At 39.1% G+C, this 18108-nt stretch carries 21 protein-coding genes; 11 read left to right on the top strand and 10 right to left on the bottom strand.

All coding sequences use genetic code 11. The features are described 5' to 3' along the window. Positions 1 to 10: 10 nt before the first annotated feature. Positions 11 to 157 carry a hypothetical protein gene (locus tag WIW72_RS08495; protein ID WP_337699341.1) on the top strand — a complete coding sequence of 49 codons (147 nt, stop codon included), beginning with the start codon at positions 11 to 13 and terminating at the stop codon, positions 155 to 157. A 6-nt stretch (positions 158 to 163) separates the two neighbouring features. Continuing rightward, a complete protein-coding gene (locus tag WIW72_RS08500; RefSeq protein WP_337699343.1) occupies positions 164 to 832 on the top strand; it encodes a hypothetical protein in 669 nt (222 codons plus the stop codon). Here the strand turns inward: WIW72_RS08500 and WIW72_RS08505 are convergent. After that, entirely contained in the window at positions 804 to 1004 is a 201-nt protein-coding gene (locus tag WIW72_RS08505) for a hypothetical protein (RefSeq protein WP_337699346.1), read from the bottom strand. The genes WIW72_RS08500 and WIW72_RS08505 overlap by 29 nt on opposite strands. Before the next feature lie 36 nt (positions 1005 to 1040). Here WIW72_RS08505 and moaA point away from each other — a divergent pair, with 36 nt between their 5' ends. From moaA to WIW72_RS08525, 4 genes are all read left to right on the top strand, one after another. After that, positions 1041 to 1991, top strand: a complete 951-nt coding sequence (gene moaA / locus WIW72_RS08510) for a GTP 3',8-cyclase MoaA (protein ID WP_337699348.1) — start codon at positions 1041 to 1043, stop codon at positions 1989 to 1991. Next, on the top strand, positions 1969 to 3060 hold the full coding sequence (locus WIW72_RS08515; protein ID WP_337699350.1) for a M24 family metallopeptidase: 1092 nt from the start codon (positions 1969 to 1971) through the stop codon (positions 3058 to 3060). The genes moaA and WIW72_RS08515 overlap by 23 nt, the downstream gene beginning before the upstream one ends. Positions 3061 to 3134: 74 nt before the next feature. Then, a complete protein-coding gene (gene folE, locus WIW72_RS08520) occupies positions 3135 to 3758 on the top strand; it encodes a GTP cyclohydrolase I (RefSeq protein ID WP_337699352.1) in 624 nt (207 codons plus the stop codon). Between the two features lie 23 nt (positions 3759 to 3781). Continuing rightward, positions 3782 to 4717, top strand: a complete 936-nt coding sequence (locus tag WIW72_RS08525) for a DUF7343 domain-containing protein (protein WP_337699354.1) — start codon at positions 3782 to 3784, stop codon at positions 4715 to 4717. Here the strand turns inward: WIW72_RS08525 and glnA are convergent. From glnA to WIW72_RS08545, 4 genes are all read right to left on the bottom strand, one after another. Then, complete coding sequence (gene glnA, locus WIW72_RS08530; protein WP_337699356.1) at positions 4714 to 6138, bottom strand: type I glutamate--ammonia ligase; 1425 nt, start codon at positions 6136 to 6138, stop codon at positions 4714 to 4716. The genes WIW72_RS08525 and glnA overlap by 4 nt on opposite strands. Before the next feature lie 110 nt (positions 6139 to 6248). Further along, a complete protein-coding gene (locus WIW72_RS08535) occupies positions 6249 to 6866 on the bottom strand; it encodes an ATP-binding cassette domain-containing protein (protein WP_337699357.1) in 618 nt (205 codons plus the stop codon). Continuing rightward, on the bottom strand, positions 6859 to 7260 hold the full coding sequence (gene trxA, locus WIW72_RS08540; protein ID WP_337699358.1) for a thioredoxin: 402 nt from the start codon (positions 7258 to 7260) through the stop codon (positions 6859 to 6861). Before trxA ends, WIW72_RS08535 begins: the two co-directional genes overlap by 8 nt. Beyond that, positions 7247 to 8620 carry a class I adenylate-forming enzyme family protein gene (locus tag WIW72_RS08545; protein ID WP_337699359.1) on the bottom strand — a complete coding sequence of 458 codons (1374 nt, stop codon included), beginning with the start codon at positions 8618 to 8620 and terminating at the stop codon, positions 7247 to 7249. Before WIW72_RS08545 ends, trxA begins: the two co-directional genes overlap by 14 nt. A gap of 26 nt (positions 8621 to 8646) precedes the next feature. On the opposite strand from WIW72_RS08545, the gene WIW72_RS08550 reads away from it, so the two are divergent. From WIW72_RS08550 to WIW72_RS08565, 4 genes are read left to right on the top strand one after another with little or no spacing between them, the layout of a single operon-like run. After that, on the top strand, positions 8647 to 9519 hold the full coding sequence (locus tag WIW72_RS08550) for a beta-ribofuranosylaminobenzene 5'-phosphate synthase family protein (RefSeq protein ID WP_337699360.1): 873 nt from the start codon (positions 8647 to 8649) through the stop codon (positions 9517 to 9519). Continuing rightward, a complete protein-coding gene (locus WIW72_RS08555; RefSeq protein ID WP_337699362.1) occupies positions 9504 to 10550 on the top strand; it encodes a methyltransferase domain-containing protein in 1047 nt (348 codons plus the stop codon). The genes WIW72_RS08550 and WIW72_RS08555 overlap by 16 nt, the downstream gene beginning before the upstream one ends. Before the next feature lies 1 nt (position 10551). Then, positions 10552 to 11064: a gamma carbonic anhydrase family protein gene (locus WIW72_RS08560; RefSeq protein WP_337699364.1), complete on the top strand. Its 513-nt coding sequence runs from the start codon at positions 10552 to 10554 to the stop codon at positions 11062 to 11064. Further along, positions 11057 to 12028: a radical SAM/SPASM domain-containing protein gene (locus WIW72_RS08565; protein WP_337699366.1), complete on the top strand. Its 972-nt coding sequence runs from the start codon at positions 11057 to 11059 to the stop codon at positions 12026 to 12028. Before WIW72_RS08560 ends, WIW72_RS08565 begins: the two co-directional genes overlap by 8 nt. Here the strand turns inward: WIW72_RS08565 and xerA are convergent, their stop codons facing one another. The 5 genes from xerA to WIW72_RS08590 all read right to left on the bottom strand — a co-directional run bounded on the left by xerA (position 12029) and on the right by WIW72_RS08590 (position 17187). After that, positions 12029 to 12892, bottom strand: coding sequence for a site-specific tyrosine recombinase/integron integrase (gene xerA, locus WIW72_RS08570; protein ID WP_337699368.1), 864 nt, complete (start codon positions 12890 to 12892; stop codon positions 12029 to 12031). Positions 12893 to 12967: 75 nt separating this feature from the next. Then, entirely contained in the window at positions 12968 to 14056 is a 1089-nt protein-coding gene (locus WIW72_RS08575) for an S-methyl-5-thioribose-1-phosphate isomerase (RefSeq protein WP_337699370.1), read from the bottom strand. 39 nt (positions 14057 to 14095) lie between these two features. Continuing rightward, a complete protein-coding gene (locus WIW72_RS08580) occupies positions 14096 to 14731 on the bottom strand; it encodes a protein-L-isoaspartate O-methyltransferase family protein (protein WP_337699372.1) in 636 nt (211 codons plus the stop codon). Next, positions 14728 to 16419, bottom strand: coding sequence for an ATP-binding protein (locus WIW72_RS08585; RefSeq protein ID WP_337699374.1), 1692 nt, complete (start codon positions 16417 to 16419; stop codon positions 14728 to 14730). Before WIW72_RS08585 ends, WIW72_RS08580 begins: the two co-directional genes overlap by 4 nt. Positions 16420 to 16467: 48 nt before the next feature. Then, positions 16468 to 17187: a DNA double-strand break repair nuclease NurA gene (locus WIW72_RS08590; protein WP_337699376.1), complete on the bottom strand. Its 720-nt coding sequence runs from the start codon at positions 17185 to 17187 to the stop codon at positions 16468 to 16470. Between WIW72_RS08590 and WIW72_RS08595 the strand changes: the two genes are divergently transcribed. Further along, the gene (locus WIW72_RS08595; protein ID WP_337699379.1) at positions 17147 to 18070 is read left to right on the top strand and encodes a thiamine-phosphate synthase family protein; all 924 of its coding nucleotides are present in this window, start codon (positions 17147 to 17149) and stop codon (positions 18068 to 18070) included. The genes WIW72_RS08590 and WIW72_RS08595 overlap by 41 nt on opposite strands. Positions 18071 to 18108: the final 38 nt, after the last annotated feature.

Here is an 18108-nt window from a genome sequence, read left to right on the forward strand (position 1 = left end):
GTTTAATCCCGTGACAGAGATCATAATAATTTTAAACAAAAATGGAGATATATTGGATTTTTCTCCAAGGAATATAGATATAAGAGAAATTTCTAAGCTGAAACAAGAAGAGGTATATGACGACGGCGAATTAATAAGAATAAAAGCCATAGTTTAAGATATAATGCGACTGGAAGATTTCTTCAAAGACATTTATGTGCAGACGAAGATAGTTACGGTAGAAAATCAGAAACTAGTAATGAAGTGTTACAATTCATCCACGAGTTTCAAGTGGTATTTTATCTCACCATCATTCAGGAACTATCCTTATAGCTCAAACCCAGAAGAGAGAATGAACAGAGAGTTAAATTTCTTTACATATAGATGGAGGGAGATAATAACACCTAAAGTAATAGACTTCGATATGGAACAGACATGCGTTTACAGAGAGTTCTTAGAAGGAGAAGAAATTAGGAATTTAGATCATTTCGAAAAACTTGGAAAGGCTTTACGCCACATACACAATGAGGGTTTTGTTATGGGTGATACAAAGTTGGAAAATTTTATTACAGTTCAAGGAAAAATTGCGGTTATCGACGCTGAACAAGCGATTATTTCCACGGATATTTCTCTTAGAAGTTGGGACTTGCTTGTCCTTTCTTTTTCCACAGCTTATACTTTTATAAAGGATCCTCTTACTTTCGGAAAAGCGATTGAGACTTTATTCTCTAGTTACGAACTGCCTAAGGAACAAGCTGAAGAACTTCTAGGAATAAAAGCTATCGGACTTATAAGTTTGATGCCTTTCCTTCACTTCTCTACGTTCAGAAAAGTTGTTGAGAAATACTTATAGTCACTCCGTTTCTCTCATTCTTAGAGATCACTATTTCTTCGTCGTTTATTCGTGTTCCACATGCAGGACATCTGTAAAAATACCTTACTACTTTTTTGCCGTCGCTAGTACTTTCAGCTTCACCTATAAAATCCATCCTGATATTGCATTTTGGACAAAGAAGCTCTTTCATCCTGACTTATTAGGACAGAATTAGAATAAAAAAGTAATGAAGGACAGATACGGGAGGCCGATTGAGGACTTAAGGGTTACACTTACACATGTATGTAATTTCTCATGCTTTTTCTGCCATATGGAAGGTGAGGGAAATGACGGTGGTGAGTTAACAGCTGAGGAGATATCCTTAGTTGCCAAAGTCGGGAAAGAATTCGGTATAAAAGCCGTGAAACTCACCGGAGGAGAACCTACTCTCAGGAGGGACATTGTAGAGATCATACGGAAATTAAAGGATGTAGGAATAGAAGAAGTTTCAATGACTACTAACGGATTTCTCTTAGAAAAGATCGCCAGAGAACTCAAAGAGGCTGGACTGGATAGAGTTAATATAAGTTTGCACTCGACTTTCTCGCAACTTTTCAAGGAAATAACTGGAGTTAATGGCTTCGAGAAAGTTGTGAAGGGTATAGAAGAATGTAACAAAGTAGGTTTAAAGCCAATAAAGTTGAACTTTGTCGTTACGAGGAAAAACATTAGTGAGGTTTTCAAAGTTATTGAACTCGCTGAGAATCTGGGAGTAGACGAGATACACTTGATTGAGCTACACCCAGTAGGGCTGGGTAAAGAGTCCTTTAATTACCATGTATCCCTTGACGAGATCGAGAAAACTCTTAAGGAAAAAGGAAAATTCCTAGGTACTAGGAATAAACATAACAGACCGAGATATCAATACGGCAAGATTAAAGTTGAAGTGGTCAGACCTTATGCTAATCCCTTCTTCTGTGCAGGATGTAACAGAATTAGATTAACAGTAGACGGTAAGCTAAAGACTTGTTTGTATAAGGAGGACAAAAGTGTAGACATAATAGATATATTGAGAGGTAATTATACAGAGGAGGAGAAAATATCCGCGCTGAGAGATGCTTATAGGTTAGCTATATCAATAAGAGAGCCTAATTTCCTATTCGGAGTGAACAAGTATGAGATTAAACAAGTTGGATAAGATTATGGAAGAAGAAGGAGTACAGTGTAGTGTTGTATTAAGTGGTGCCACAATCTTCTATCTTACCGGTTACGATTACATCACGACCGATATAGGAAATGCCGTAGCGTTAGTATATTGTGACGGGGTTCCCACTTTGATAGTACCAGTCCTCGAAAAGAACAGAGCTGAGGCTAAAGTAGGTGATAAGATAGAGGTACTACCTTACAGTTACTCGTTGATAGGAGAGAGGGTTTTTAAAGGAGGACTAATTGACGCTATTGCCACTAAAATAAATCCACCTAAGAAAGTAGGAATAGATATGCAAAATTCTTCCAGTTCTTTTTACCTCTCTTTCAAGGAAAAGGTTGGGGATTATATAGATATATCGAAAAAACTAGCTATGAAGAGAGCGATAAAGGAGGACGAGGAGTTAGAACTCATAAAGAAGGCAGGGAATATAACTACATCAGCAATGAGAATAGGTAGCGAAAAAATCCAGAACACAGGTATTACAGAGAGAGAAGTTGCAGGACTAATAGATATGACAATGAGGAATGAAGGAGCAGAAGATTATGCGTTTCCTTCAATAGTGGCTTTCGGTGAAAATTCAGCATTCCCTCATCACGTACCAAGTGATAAAACAATAAGGGAAAACGATAACGCGGTAGTTGATATAGGGGCTAGGTACCGCAACTATTGCTTTGATAGCACCAGAACGTTCATTAAAGGGAATTCTGAGGAGGTTAAGAAGATCTACGAAATTGTGCTACAAGCACAATTGGAAGCTATAGACACAATTAGGGAGGGGGTAAAGGCTTCTGAAGTAGATCTAGCGGCGAGAAGGGTAATTGAGAAAGCGGGATTCGGAAAGTATTTCATTCATTCTACGGGACACGGAGTCGGGATAGAAGTTCATGAATTCCCTGCTGTCTCCCCTACTTCTAACGACGTTTTGAAGGAGAATATGGTGATCACAGTAGAGCCGGGTATTTACTTGAAGGGAAAGTTCGGAGTGAGAATTGAAGACACTGTAATAGTTACTAAAAAGAAAGCAATAGTTTTAGAAACTGTTTATAAGTATTTGTAAATCGAACTTTTTATGGTGTAACAAATTTTTTGAACCAAACTTTTTATTTTAACATACGCAATCAGTCTATTGTTATGGAAGAAGCACTCGACCAAGAGAAATTAGTTGAAGAAATTGCAAAAAGAGTTAGAGAAATAATAGAGTTACTAGGCGAAAACCCGGATAGAGAAGGACTTAGGGAAACGCCTATAAGAGTAGCTAAGGCGTTGCTGGAAATGACTTCCGGCATTAGGTCTCCGCAACCTAACATTAAAGTCTTTTCATTAAAAGAAAACGGAAGAAGTAGCGAAGAGGATCAAATAGTATTGGTAAAGAACGTGTCTTTTTCTTCATTATGCGAACATCATATGTTGCCGTTCATAGGTAAAATTCATGTAGCGTATATTGTAGGGCAGAGCAGAAAAGTTGCCGGATTCAGCAAAATTATAAGGATAGTTAATTATTACGCGTCGAGACTACAGATTCAGGAGAGATTAGTTGAGCAAGTTGCAGATGCGATTATGTACAGTGATGTAGAGCCTAAGGGAGTGATGGTTATAGGAGATGCAATACACATGTGTGCTTACGTTAGGGGTGTAAAAGATAAAGAAGCGACTCTAACATCGGTAGCCACTAAAGGAGTGTTAAAGAACAACGCTTCGTTAAGAAACTACGTATTCAGGCTATTAGAAACGTCAAAGAGATCAACTTTATTATAGGAAAAGACAATTTTTTATGTTGAATGAGTAACGATAATAAAATTACTACTTATAGCAATAATAGTTACTCATTAATTCTAGAGCTTATAAGAAAATATGGAGAGTTAAAACAATCTGATCTTGTTAATTTATCGGGTATTTCAAAAAGCAGGGTCTCGGAAATATTAACAGAACTTGAGAAAAAAGGAATAATAGAAAGAAAGAAGCTAGCTGGAAGAAACCTTATAGTCAGACTCTCCTCCAGAAAATTCCTAACATTAGGTATCATAAAGGCTGCTGAATACCCCTTCATCATTCCCTTCATAAAACTTTTAAAAGACAGAGGTTATAACGTAGATGTCAAAGTCTATAATAATGGATTGGAAGTGACTAGAGACCTTTCTATGGGAAAGCTCGATATGGCATTATCACCCGTAGTGACACAACTCCTATTTCAGAAAATTTTCAATAACTTCAAGATCATTGCAGGAGGTGCTAAGGGCGGAGGAGCTATATTGGGGGAGCCCTCTTGTAATTACATTGCGACGACATCGTTATCAAGCATGGAGTTCTGGTCTCTATTATATGATCCTGAAGCTTCTCTCATAGAGTTTTCTAGTCCTGAAGATATGATAAACGCTATGAGGAAAAAGGAAGTTAAAAAGTTGTCTATTTGGGAGCCTTACGTAACTATCCTTTCCAATGAAGGTTTCAGAATAATTCATACATTTGAACCACTTCATTGCTGCACGTTCGCCATTAGAAACGGATTAGACTCGGAATACTTTAAAGAGATATATGAGCAAGCTTTTGCCTCTTTCCTATCTCATAAGGACAGATGGATACAAGATTACTCTTCGATAGTTAACATTGACTATCAAGTACTAAAGAAATCTGCAGAAAATTACGTATTCGACTCTTATTTAGACTTAAATGAGATAAGAAGAAATATGAGAAAAAGTGGTATATTACTGCCTTAGACATCTAAGTAATAATATATTTCCATCGGGTGTGGATATTGTTGCATTACTTTTGCTTCTTCTCTCTTTAGATCTATGTAAGCACTGAGTATTGATGAATTAAATACAGGCTTTAGGAATTCACTATCACTCTCTAACTCATCTAATGCTTCATCTAATGATCTAGGTAGTTCTCTAATCTTCAACTGCTTCTTCTTTTCCTCGCTCATATGATATATGTTCTCGTCCACTGGATCACCTGGGTCAATCTTCTTCTTGATCCCATCTAAAGCAGCCATCAGCATCGCGGCGAATCCTAAGTAAGGATTAGAGGACGGATCTGGAGGTCTGTATTCGAGTCTCTTTGCCTTCTCCATTCCTTTATAGTAAGCTGGAATTCTAATTGCCGCGCTTCTGTTAGACTTGCTCCACACTAAGTATACTGGAGCTTCATAGCCCGGTATTAGTCTTCTATAACTATTAGTTGTAGGAGACACTATTGCTGATAACGCTCTTCCATGTTCTAACAATCCACCTACAATATACCTGCCTATCTGGCTTAATTCTGCATATTCGTCATTAGGATCATACATTAAATTCTTCTTTCCATCCTTAGTCCATAGGCTAAAGTGTGTGTGCATTCCGGTTCCGTTATCACCATAAATGGGTTTGGGCATGAATGTGGCTACCATGCCGTGCCCAGCAGCTACGTTCTTAACGACGTACTTTAGTGTTTGTACTTTGTCAGCTGTATCTACCATTGTAGAGAATCTGAAATCTATTTCTCCTTGTCCCGCTGTAGCTACTTCGTGATGTGTCGCCTCAATATAGAATCCGTAGTAATCTACTAACGTGTTTATAGCTTCTAGTCTTATATCCATTAGTTGATCTACCGGTGGAGCTGGGTAATATCCTTCTTTATACCTTATTACAAAACTTCCGTTTTTAGACCAAGGAGCTTCTCTAGCATATACTTTGTAACCTGTCCCACTCTGAGGTAACGCAGCATCAAGCTCTACATTATCAAATATGAAGAATTCTAGCTCAGGACCAAAGAAGCTTACATATCCCTCATTCTCTTGGTGTTTCTCAGCGGTTTCAGCAATATTTCTCGGATCTCTTTCAAATCTTCCCTTACCCCCACCCCAATGAACTTCAGTAATAACTCTAGCTACACCAGGTGTCCACGGTATTAGAGCCATTGTAGAAGCAACCGGCCTCAAAACCATGTCACTTTCGTAAATTGTAGTAAAGCCTTTTATACTGCTTCCGTCTAGTTTACCGAATCCAGTCTTAAAGGACTCCTCAGTGAACTCTTCAGCAGGAATGGTTATATGCTGTAGTCTTCCAGGTAGATCTGTAAACTGAAGGTCTACCCATTTTATATTATTCTTCTTTAAGAATTCAAGTGCTTCGGAGGGTGTTTTTGGTAGTTCTGGCATGTTAAGGACATATTCAATAAATCTATTAAAAAAGATATTGCGTCAATTTATTAAAACTTTTTAAAAGTTTATATATATTTGTCAATTACAAATTAGATGAATGTTAAAAATTAGCTCATCATTTTTAAAACACCGTTTTCCATTATATAGCTTCTTTCCGCGAAATCCGCATCAGAAAGATCTTGGGAAACAAAAACAATATTTATATTTCTCTCCCTCGCCAACTGAAAATATTCTTGTATATAATCCCTTTTATTATTAATATTAGAAAATGCCTCGTCCACCAATATATATCTTGGGTCTGATAAAATCGCAGTAACTAAGGAGAGTCTCTGTCTCATCCCGAGACTTAACTCCTTAGTTTTTTGCTTATATACGTGGTCATTGAAAGACAGTAAAAACTTAATTCTCTCGTCTTCTAGTGCCTGTTCTAACTTTTTCTTATCTTTTATACCCCAAAGTAAATGGTTTTTCACCCTAGTGTTGGGCAGAAAACTTTCAGGTGTAACTAGAACCATTTTCCTTTTCCACGGTGGATATTGAGTTATATCTTCTCCATCAACCTTCACATAACCGTTATCAGGTTCTAGAAACCCTGCAATTATTTTTAAAAAAGTAGATTTGCCGCTCCCGTTTTTTCCGAATATAGCTATGACCCTACTACCATCTTTTATCTCACTATCTAGAGTAAAATTTTGAAATTTTTTCCTTACCTTAGCTTCAAGCATTGGTATATTTCCTCACATACTCCTCTAACATCTCCTCCTCTACAGCACCGACTATTTGATCTACTAATTTACCTTTCACGAAAATCAGTGTAGTAGGTATATTCATAACTCCGTACTTATCCGCAGTCTTGGGGTTCTCGTCTACATTTAGCCTGCCGAAAACTGCCTTATCCTTGTATTTTTCAGCCATCATCTTGAATATAGGCTCGTATATATGACAAGGAGCACACCAAGGTGCCCAGCAGTCGACAAAGACTACATTATTTTTAGCCAGCACGTCATCGATGTTTGAGTCCGTAATAGTGACTGTAACCTCTTGCGGATTAATAACGTTCTTAGCTCTTTCTTCTAGTCTCTTTGAAAGTTCTTTTACTAAATCTTCAATCTTGCTCAAGGCTATCCACTATATCTATTCTTTTGAGTCTCTTATAAAATGCTACTTTAGTATTAACGTAATTAAGTAATTCGTTCTCAATGCCGGGTTTCTTTTCCTTTACTATGACTTTTCCTACCGGCTGTTGTCCAGCGTTTCCGGCATCTTCACCAACAACCTTAGCGTCTATCACCAAGGGGTGGGATTTCAAAATGAGCTCTAGATCCCTCGGGAATATAGGATAACCCTTATACTTGATCATCCTCTTCTTAACTCCCCTGAAGTATAGTAGACCTTTTTCATCGGATGTCACTAAATCCCCAGTCTTTAACCAACCATCCACGAACACTTTTGCAGTCTCTTCAGGGTCTTTATACCCTAGCATTAGCCAAGGGGCTTTCACCCAAAGTTCTCCTACTTCGCCGGGTTTAGCGTCCTTACCGTCTTCCTTAACTATTTTAATGTCCACCTCAGGCAGAGGCTTTCCTATACTGATTACATCAGCGTACTCCTTAGGTTGGAATGTCAACACGAACCCTTCGGTAAACCCGTACTGTTGTACTATCTTCTTTCCGTACTTTTCCTTGAACTTATTGACGGTAGGAGGGAATAAGGGAGCAGCAGTGCTTACGCAGAGCTCAAGGCTACTTAAATCTGCTCTTTCTAGCTCGTTCAATGCATCATAAACCATAGGGACTGTTGATAAGTAGTTTATAGAGTATTTCTGAACTGCTTGCACCATCTCGTTGGCGTTAAACTTACGCATTATGTACAAACTACCCCCAGCTTCCAGAACTACGCCTAAGACACTATTGCCCAAAACATGAGCTAGGGGTACTGTTAAAACACCTCTGACCTCATTAAGTTTCGAAGCCTTGTATAAGGATAATGCGTTAAGTTCCGTTCTTTTAGCACTGTGTAAGACCTGCATCGTCCTACCCACTATCCCGGCATAATAGTAGACTAAACCTACTTCATCCTCCCTATATTCATAGGGCTGATTAAACACCTCGTTTCTCTGAAGTGATTCTATGACCTTGTACCCTTCTAACGTCTTTTTCTCTCTTTCAATAATCTCCTTATCAGCTACAATTACGTCTGGGTTTGTGTCCTCTAGTATAAACCTTAAGTCTTCGGCAGAAGTTAATGGATCTATAGCTACTACTTTAGCTCCAGCCCAAAACGCTGCTAAATATGTTAAGGTTGATTCCACTGAATTGAACATTAGATGGACTACCGTATCTCCTACGTGGAGAGAGGAAGCCCTTTTAGCTATCTCTTTTCCGGCTTGTTCATAGGTTAATTTATTATCCCCCTCGATCAGAAATGTTTTACTTGGTTTTTCTTTATACCATTTATAAACCAGCTGAGCTATGCTCATAACTGTCAGATATTAAGTGATCATGAATGATAAAAATTATTGGGTTATCCAGAATACATATAACTCTTCTGGATTTAGAGGGAAAGTATGGAAGAATAGACGGAGGAGTTGGAGTCGCTTTGAAACACCCAAAAATAGTAGTTAGGGACGGAAATTGTTACCAGAAAACAGATTTTACTTTACCGTATCCTATCCCTGGATATTGTATAGATGAGGACTACGAAGAGCATGTAGGTTTAGGACATACCACACAGTTCAGACTAGCTTTAGCTAAATTATCCGCTGAATACAACCTGAAGAACACTGATATTGTGGACCTTGCAAAAGCTGTTGGAAGAGGTGGTACATCTGGCATAGGAGTTTACGCATTTAAATATGGCGGGTTCATCGTAGACGGGGGGCATTCGGCGAAGGTGAAAGAACAAGTTGCTCCATCCGACTTTTCCACCGCTCCTCCTCCTCCACTTATTACGAGATTTGACTTTCCTTGGTACATTTACGTGAATATACCGAATAAAGGGAGGAAAATCTTCGGAAAGGAAGAACTTAATGCATTTAAGAGGGAAGTCAAGGGAATTGATGAACTGGTTAGGGTAGTGTTTATGAAGCTCGTTCCATCTGTAATCGAAAGGGACTTAAGCGAAGTTTTAGATAGTATCAAGCTTATTCAGAACTTAGGCTTTAAGAGAATAGAAGTGTCTTTACAAACTGATGAGGTAAGGGAATTAATGAAAAAGTTGGAGCTAAAAGGATTTCCCTCAGGAATTTCGTCCTTTGGACCTGCTGTATATACATTCGTGAACTCCAGATCAGAAGGAGGAGAATTAGTCTCTTATTTCGGAGGTTTCCTCACCGAACCAAATAACGAGGGGGCAAAAGTAGTTTGGTCGAAAGATTAGATTACGACGAATTTGTAATTGAAGAGCTAAGAAAGATTTACGGGACTAGACTGAACGAGCTGTTAAACTCTTTGTTAGTCCCGAATTCTAGACTTTACATAAGAGTGAATATACTAAAGATCTCACCAGAAGAACTAGAGAAAGAAATGCCTTTCTTGAAAAGAGATGAAGACTTTGAAGAGGCCATGTACGTTGAAGTAAGAGGACCCAATAAAATAGCAGAACACGATACAAAAGTGATCGTTGACAAGAGAACTGCGGAGAGTGTCATGACGGGGGCAAATGTATACAAACCGGGGATTAAAAGGATTATAGGGAGCGGGAAAGAAGTTACGGTCATAAGCGAAAACGGGATACCGGTAGCTGAGGGGATCCTAACCCAAGAGGGAATGGTAAAAGTCACGGTATCGTTATATTCGGCTCCTCAAATTTCCGAATATGAAGGACTGAGGAAAGGTTATTTTATACTACAAGGAAAGGCATCAATGCACGTGGCTCATCTATTAGATCCTCAGCCTGGCGAGATCATAGTAGACATGACTGCTCACCCGGGTGGTAAGTTAACTCACGTATATCAGCTACAGCCGAAGAGTAGGGTAATCGGGTTTGACCATACCGTAAAAAAGGTAGAGGATCTAAAGAGGAGACTGGAAATCCTCAATATGAGAGAAATAGAGGTATACAAAGCAGACTCCCGTTATCTTTACGAGGACTTCCACATACAGAACGTGGACAAGGTGTTAATAGATCCTCCATGTTCAGCTTTGGGTTTGAGGCCTAAAATTTACGATAAGAAGACCAAGACCGACCTTCTGAATTTAAGCGCGTATCAGAGACAATTCCTTAACTCTGCGTATAAGATTCTGAAAAGGGGAGGAATACTCATATACTCCACGTGTACCATGACGGAAATCGAGAATGAAGAAATTATAAACGACTCCAAGTTTGAGGTAGAAGAGATCATAAGATTTCACCCGATAATCCATGACATGACTGGATTTTTTATAGCCAAATTAAGAAAGAGAGAATGAAATGCCTGTTGAAGAATATAATGGAGTGAAACCGAGAATCTCTTCCCGTTCTTATATCCATCCTACAGCTTACATAATAGGAGATGTAGAGATAGGCGATTTAACAAGTGTGTGGCATTACGTCGTTATTAGGGGGGATAATGACTCAATACGCATAGGTAAGGAGACCAATATTCAGGAGAACTCCTCTATTCACACAGATCCAAGTTTTAAGGTAGAGATCGGTAACAGAGTGAGTATAGGTCACAACGCAGTGATACACGGAGCTAAGATAGGTTCCAACGTTATAATAGGAATGGGCGCGATTCTGCTTAATGGCTCTAAGATAGGAGAGTATTCGATAGTTGGTGCTGGTTCGGTAGTTACACAAGGTACGGAAATTCCACCGTATAGTATTGCAGTTGGTGTACCGGCGAAAGTGATTAGGAAGGTAAGGGAAGACGAAATAAAGTTAATTAGTGATAATGCTGAAGAGTATTTAAGACATACAAGGAGGTTTTTAAAAATTGAATAGAGATGTAAAAGCTCTAAAGTGGTTTTTCGACACTCAGATATTAAGAGACCCCTTTAAACCTGGATACGCGACGTTCAAGGTTACGTCCCGCTGTAACCTTCACTGTACTTTTTGCTCACCGGCTTATTATTCAGGAGAGCTCGGGGAGGCCCCGACTGAAGTAGTTAAGAAGATAATAGACAACATGAAGGATTCATCAATTGTGGTATTGTCTTTCGAGGGAGGAGAACCTACTTTGAGACCAGATATTTTAGAGCTTCTTGAGTATGCACACGATGGTTCCTTTTATGTGATGTTAACCACTAACGGCTATAAGCTGAACGACGAGAATTTTTTGACTAAGTTAGCGGATAGAATAGACTTTCTACATTATTCTATTGATGAATACCATTGGAACGTAAAAGCTTTCGATACTCTGTGCAAGTTCAGGCAATACGGATTGAAGGTTAACGTCCAGACAGTTGTTACACGCTTTAATATAAATAAACTCGAGGAAAAGGTAAGAAAAGTACACGAGTGTAAGTATAAAATTGTCGTGTTACCAGCTATTGACTACCCAACATCTAAAGTTAAACTCGCTCCAGACCCGGAAGAGCTATACAAGGTTTTGTCAGACCTTAAGAGGAAATATGGATCTACATTAAACAATTCTTGGGGCTTCATAAAAGCGCTAAAAGGTGAACAAGTGTCTAGTAGAGTAACGAGCTATGCTATTACAGTATATCCGAATGGGGACTTACCGTATCCTGATGATATTAACGGAAAAGTAGTAGGAAATTTAGCAAAAGAAAAACTTAATGACATATTGAAAAAGCCTATTGTCAAAGATTTACAACAATACATGCTTGCAAATCAAGCTAAACTCGAGTATTTACATTTACAAACATCAACTTTTAACAGCTTTAGAGACTTGTTAAGTTATGCCGCTGAGATGGCTAAGTGGAGGTTCTTAGGGAGGAGCTAGTTAACCTAAAATCTTTTTGTAAATTTGCTCAACGTCTTCGTTGACTAAATGAGTGTATATTTGAGTCGTTCTAATGTCCTTATGCCCAAGTAATCTCTGTACTATCGGTAGTTGAACTCCTTTCCTTATTGCGTTAGTGGCAAAAGTATGCCTCAACACGTGCGGTCTAAGGTCTATACCTAGTTTTTTACCTATTCTTTTTAACTTGCGATACAACGCGTGGTATGTGATTTTAAATAGTTTATCTTCCGGCTTCAAGTTATTCCTCTGGAGATAAGCAGATAGGAGCTTGGCAGTCTTCTCCGTAAAGAAGACAACTCTAGCCTCTCCGTTCTTAGTGTTCCTCACTATTATACTTCTGTTATTGAGGTTTACATCGGACACCGTCACTGATAGTAACTCCTTTGCACGTAACCCAGTATCGAGTAGTAAGGAGACTATGAGCTTATCACGAGTCTTCCTGAGGCTATTCATAAGAGCATTCACTTGTTCCTCGGTAAGAGCCATTACTTCACGCCTCCTAGCCCTCGGTATCGTAGGTCTGATATCTTTTCCGAGCCATTTTAAGAACCTAATAACAGCGATCGTATAGAGTCTTGCCGTAACAGTTTTCTTCCTTCTTTTGTCGATTGCGTCGTTACTCTTATCCCTTGTGTCCCGTCTTAATATGTTCATTATCCAATTATTAACGTCGGAAACCGTCACTTCTCTCGGGTCCTTCCTTACATAATCTAGGAAGTCCTTTATAGCTATAGAGTAGATCCTAATGGTGTTTTCAGTGGCACCGGATATTGTCAAAGCGTTAATGAAGTCGTTAAACGGGTCTTGTGTATAAGGATCAGCAATGCCAAGCTGAAGCTTCATCAAAGAACTTCTTCTATGCATAAGCTTTTTAAAAAATAGGGTAAAAAGCTCAGTAATATCAAATATTGGATTTTCTTACCTCTCAATTATTTTTCTCACATTCTTATCGAAGGGCGGGTATATCACACCTTTTTCAGTAATTATAGCTGTAATGTACTTGGGAGGCGTAACGTCAAAAACTGGATTAAAGACCTTAACGTTCTCAGGAGCTATGGGTACGCCCCTTACCGTCCTAACCTCATTAGGGTCTCTTTCTTCGATCTTCACATCGTTCACAGAACTTTTAAGGTCAAAGGTAGATACTGGCGCGAGAACATAAAACGGAATGCCCATCTCGTGAGCGATGACGGCTTCTTTAAATGTGCCTATCTTATTGTAAACGTGACCGTCTGCAAGTATTCTATCCGCTCCGACCATTACGCTGTTAACCATCTTTTTAAACATGACTAAACCCACTGCGGTATCTGTGATCAACGTAACGGGTATTCCCTCCTCCATTAATTCATAAACTGTGAGTCTACTTCCTTGTAACCAAGGTCTCGTCTCGGGAGCTATGACAGACACATCCATCCCTAGCAAATGTGCTATTTTTATGGGAGCTAGGGCTGTACCCAAACCGGTTCCAGTAGCTAATCCACCAGCGTTGCACTGTGTTAGAACAGTATCCCCTGAGTTAAGTTTTTCTAGACCGTATAAACCCATTTGAATTTCAGCTTCAAGTTCGTCGTCGAAGACTTTGTTAGCGTCCTTCTTGAGCAACTCTATGAGTTCTTTAATGTCCTTAGCTTCACCTGACTCTACATATTGCTTAGCTCTATTGAGCATGTGAGAAGTAGCCCAAGAGAGGTTTACTGCTGTGGGTCTAGCCTTATCCATGACTTGTTTGGCGTTGTGAAGCAGTTTTAAGGCATCGTCAATACTACTGGCTTTCAGCACTGATAATACCATTCCGTATGAGGCAGTTATACCTATAGCTGGGGCGCCCCTAACTTTCATTAGCCTTATTGCGTCAGCCACCTCCTCTGGAGTTCTGAGTTCAACAAAGATCTTCTCAAAAGGTAAGAGGGATTGGTCAAGAACTGTTAACTTATTCTGATTGTTATCCCATATTATGGGCTTTAGCTTAGGCTTGAACATTTCTTTAATTTCTTTTACTGAAACCATTGTGTAGTTAATTAAAACCGAAAATTAAAAGTTAGAAGCTTAATACCAGAAGCCGCACAAACCCTTTAACTTAGAAAAGATTACGTCTGTGACCCTGACTATAAAGGGTTCTTCCCCTTTAACTATTTTGTATAAGCCTTGCTTATCACCACTGTCAGCAATAGGAACCACCATTATACCACGCTTTTTCAGTTGAGAGTACAGAACGTAGGGAAAAGTCGGAGCCGCAGCCCATACGACTATCTTATCGTATGGCTGTGCTTTCTCGTAACCTAGACTTCCGTCCCCAAAAATAAGGTTGATGGGGCATTCGGTAAGGTTCTTCCTTGCTAGAGAATAAGCCTCTGAGTCGAATTCTATTGAATATACGTTTTCGCATCCTACAATTTCCGCGATTAAAGCAGTATAATATCCACTCCCAGTACCTATTTCAAGGACTTTTTCTCCTTTCTTTAGTTCCAGTAAGTCTAACATTAGTATACCCAATGACAATGCTGTAGTATTGTAATTCCTAGTTATCGGAATAGCTTTATCAACATAGTCCTTAGAATAAGCTAGGTGTCTATAAGGATCTGGGAGAAATTTCTCCCTATCGATTTTCCTCAGTGCATCTAAGAGCTCCTTTGAACTTATCGACTTTGATAAATAACTTATAACTTCCTCTTTTTCACTCACTTTAAGATCTTAAGTAGATTTTCTTTAAGCTCATTTATATTATTATCAGCGTGGAACATAATTGGAATATCCTCCTTGAGGGCTGCTTTGAAACTTATGAGGAGCCATTGACCTATGTCGAAATTAAGGGTTCTGTCTACAAGCGAGTCCGAAATACCGAAAGTCTCAGATATCAACTGCCTATCGTATGGTCTGGGTAACGTACTCACAAAGTAGGTGTGAATTTGCTGAAGGACGTTAGTGTTCAAGTAAGCTAATCTCTGAGTGCTTATCAGTGCGTGGAGGTGATATTTTCTTCCATGTCTCAAAAGTTTCTCCACAGCTATAGAGGAATATTCTGAATAATCCTTTTGCCTTGACTCAAAAGGTATGAACTCTTGTGCCTCATCCAAAACGAAAAGAACGACAGGCATAGACGAATACGACCTTTTCCTCCTCATAAAGACTTGGTCTATAAGCAAGGAAACTACCAGCCTTGCGTCATCCATGTTAGGAGTTTCAACTATAAATAGCCTTGGAGATGCTGGATCTTGATCTAATAACTCAATGGCTAAGTTTTCGACATCATACTCCTCGCTTTCTATCGGCTTAAGCTCGATATATTGCTTTATTGCAGAAATAAACGAAAATATTGTAGCGTTCTCCCTAACTCCAGCCTCTCTAGCCTTCATCTCAACTTCGTTAAGTGAGGGTAGTACAGCCTCATCAACTACATCGTCCTTACTTAACTTGTTTTCCCTCATTAATCTATCAAGTTCGTGAAGTAACATCATGAAAAACGGCTTCTGTGCAGTTGCTACATACTTGTCTTCGGTCTGGCTTCTAACCATATCAATTAGCATGCCGTATGTAAGGAAACTAATTCCTTGAGGAGACATGTAAAGCCTTCTTAGTTTACCTTGGTTATAGAGAGTCTCAAAGGCTTTTCTGATAAGATCTCGGTCTTCGTTAAGTTCTTCGGGAATAACGTGGGTCCTAAGGAGCCTCCTACCCGCATCTATTTGGTTGTCGGGTAGCCTATCCAGTGTCACCAGCCTGGACTCGTAAGTTAGGAGCTGATCGAGAAGAAGAATCCCGTACTCCATTGAAACGTCTATTACTATGACTTTCAGATCTTTCATCTTTTCTAAGGATTTTCTTATTAACAATGAGGTAAGGTTTGATTTACCAGAGCCCGTATATGCGAAAATACCTATATGATACTTTATAGCCTTCTCGATGTTTAGCCTTAGGTCGATGTTCTCGTTAACTACTTTACCGATTTTAACCCCGTTTTCGTAGAAAACGAATTTCTCGAAAGTCTCGTCCGTAAAGAGCTTGACTTTAGAACCAGGTAACGGTGGTATATATCCGCGTTTAAACTCCACTCCACCGTTGACTCTCATAACGTAGCCTACGGGTGAAGCATATACTTCTATCCACGACTCCTTACTCTCCCATTTCTCCTCAACCCTCTTCATTATCTCCTCTCTAAGTTCAGGAGGAACGCTCCCGTCGAGGTTGACCATACCGTAATGTTGAGGGAAATAGTCCGTTACCTCCAGAAGCAAGTAATACTCCTTCCTTATCGTCTCAACAGCTAAAAGTTTACCTGCATCTATCGGAGTATCTCTAGAAAATGGCATCTCTATTACGAAGACTCTGAAAGTTATAGTCCCCCTACCGTCAGCAGTAGGTCTGGTAAACATTCTTATTTCTCTTAGCCTTCCCTCAATATTCGAAAAGATAATGTTAACCTACACCCCCCTCCTATTTTTTTCTATCAAACTCCTGAAAGACCTATAAGTTGAGTTTCTGGTAACAAAGTTTAATATCCTACTCTCTTTGTCGCGGTAATACTTAGCAACCTTGTCAGCAAGGAAGAGGGGATAATTATATCCTAAAGCCTCTGGTATCGGTTCTCTTCCTAGAATATAGAGGATGGCGAGAATTTCTTCCCACGGTAAGTTACTCGAAGTCTCTACGAGGAATATCCATGAGAAATTAAAGAGCTTAAAATAAGCCCCTCTAATCTTTCCTTCGTTATATACCTCGACTAACCACGGTTCGCTTTTCTCGATATCGAGGTCAACTACTTGAGGGTCTTTAACTATTGCAATTATATTTACGGGAAGATTAAATTTATCGTAACTCAGCTTTCTGTCCATAAAGACTAAGTCTACATCCTTTTCGCTGTTTAACGCTTCTTCGTATTCCATTTCCCTCATTATCTCTTCCGTGTTACAGTTCTCACACAATTTCTCCTTGTAACTTAATTCGTCTATCGTGAAAGAAGAGTTGAGTATCTTCCCTTTTACTATGCCTAGAGTTATGTAGGCAAAACTTCCCTCTCTCGTTTTTACCTCGTGAAAACTTCCATCTATAGCTTTAAATGTGAACTGTTTATTTTTTATTACTTCTGATAATGTGATAATCGTGGTTAAAACACCTTTATCCTTGATTACGGATGAGCTCACTCCTACTATTAGAATGTTACTAGCTAAAAAACTTAGAGAATACGGAATGAGTCAAAGTAAAATATCTGCCCTTTTAGGTGTTACTCAACCTGCCGTGAAACAATACTTGGATGAGGACGAACAAAAGGGGTATGAAAAATTAACCGAAATGGGTCTCTCTAAAGATGACATAGACTCATTACTCTCAACATTAGTCGACTTATTAAGTAATAATGACGTAAAGGGGGCTATCTACTACCTCACAGACTTCGGTTTGAAGGAGTTGAGCGAACTTAAGTTCTGTAAATATCATAAAGAAAAGGACAAATATGTTCCGCCCGATTGTGAAATCTGTAGGAACTTATATAGAACTAAAGAAGAAAACGAGATGGAGGTAGCCCTTTCAATGATCCAAAATCCCTTGATCACCCCCCTCATTCCAGAGGTACTAAGTAATTTAGCCTACGCAAGGCAGAATGCAAAAAACGAAAACGATGTAATCGCTGTAGCTGGGAGGATAACCAAAGTCATGGGTTTACCAACTCCCGCCTCGAAGCCCATGTGGGGAGCAAGTAAACACTTGTCTAAGATCCTTCTAAACGTTATGGGTAAGAACAGTGAAATAAGGTCTGTGATGAATATAAAATATGACGAAGATGTAGGAAAAGCGTTAAGAAAACTCGGATTTAAAGTAGCATACATAGGACCCAGAGATTGCTACATAAGTGACGACGAGATAATAAATGACATTCTCAAGGTATACAGTCCTGATCTCGATTGTGTTGTGCACCTTGGTGGTAAAGGGATTGAGGCTAACACTTACGTTTTCGGTAGAGACCCCATCGAGGTTGTGAAAAAAATTATAGAGATTGGGAGGGCTTATAGAGAGATATCTGAAAATTAATTAAGCCTTAGTAATACTAGTTCTATTATTAGTTATCA

The organism is Stygiolobus sp. CP859M, from assembly GCF_037389975.1.
GTDB lineage: Archaea > Thermoproteota > Thermoprotei_A > Sulfolobales > Sulfolobaceae > Stygiolobus.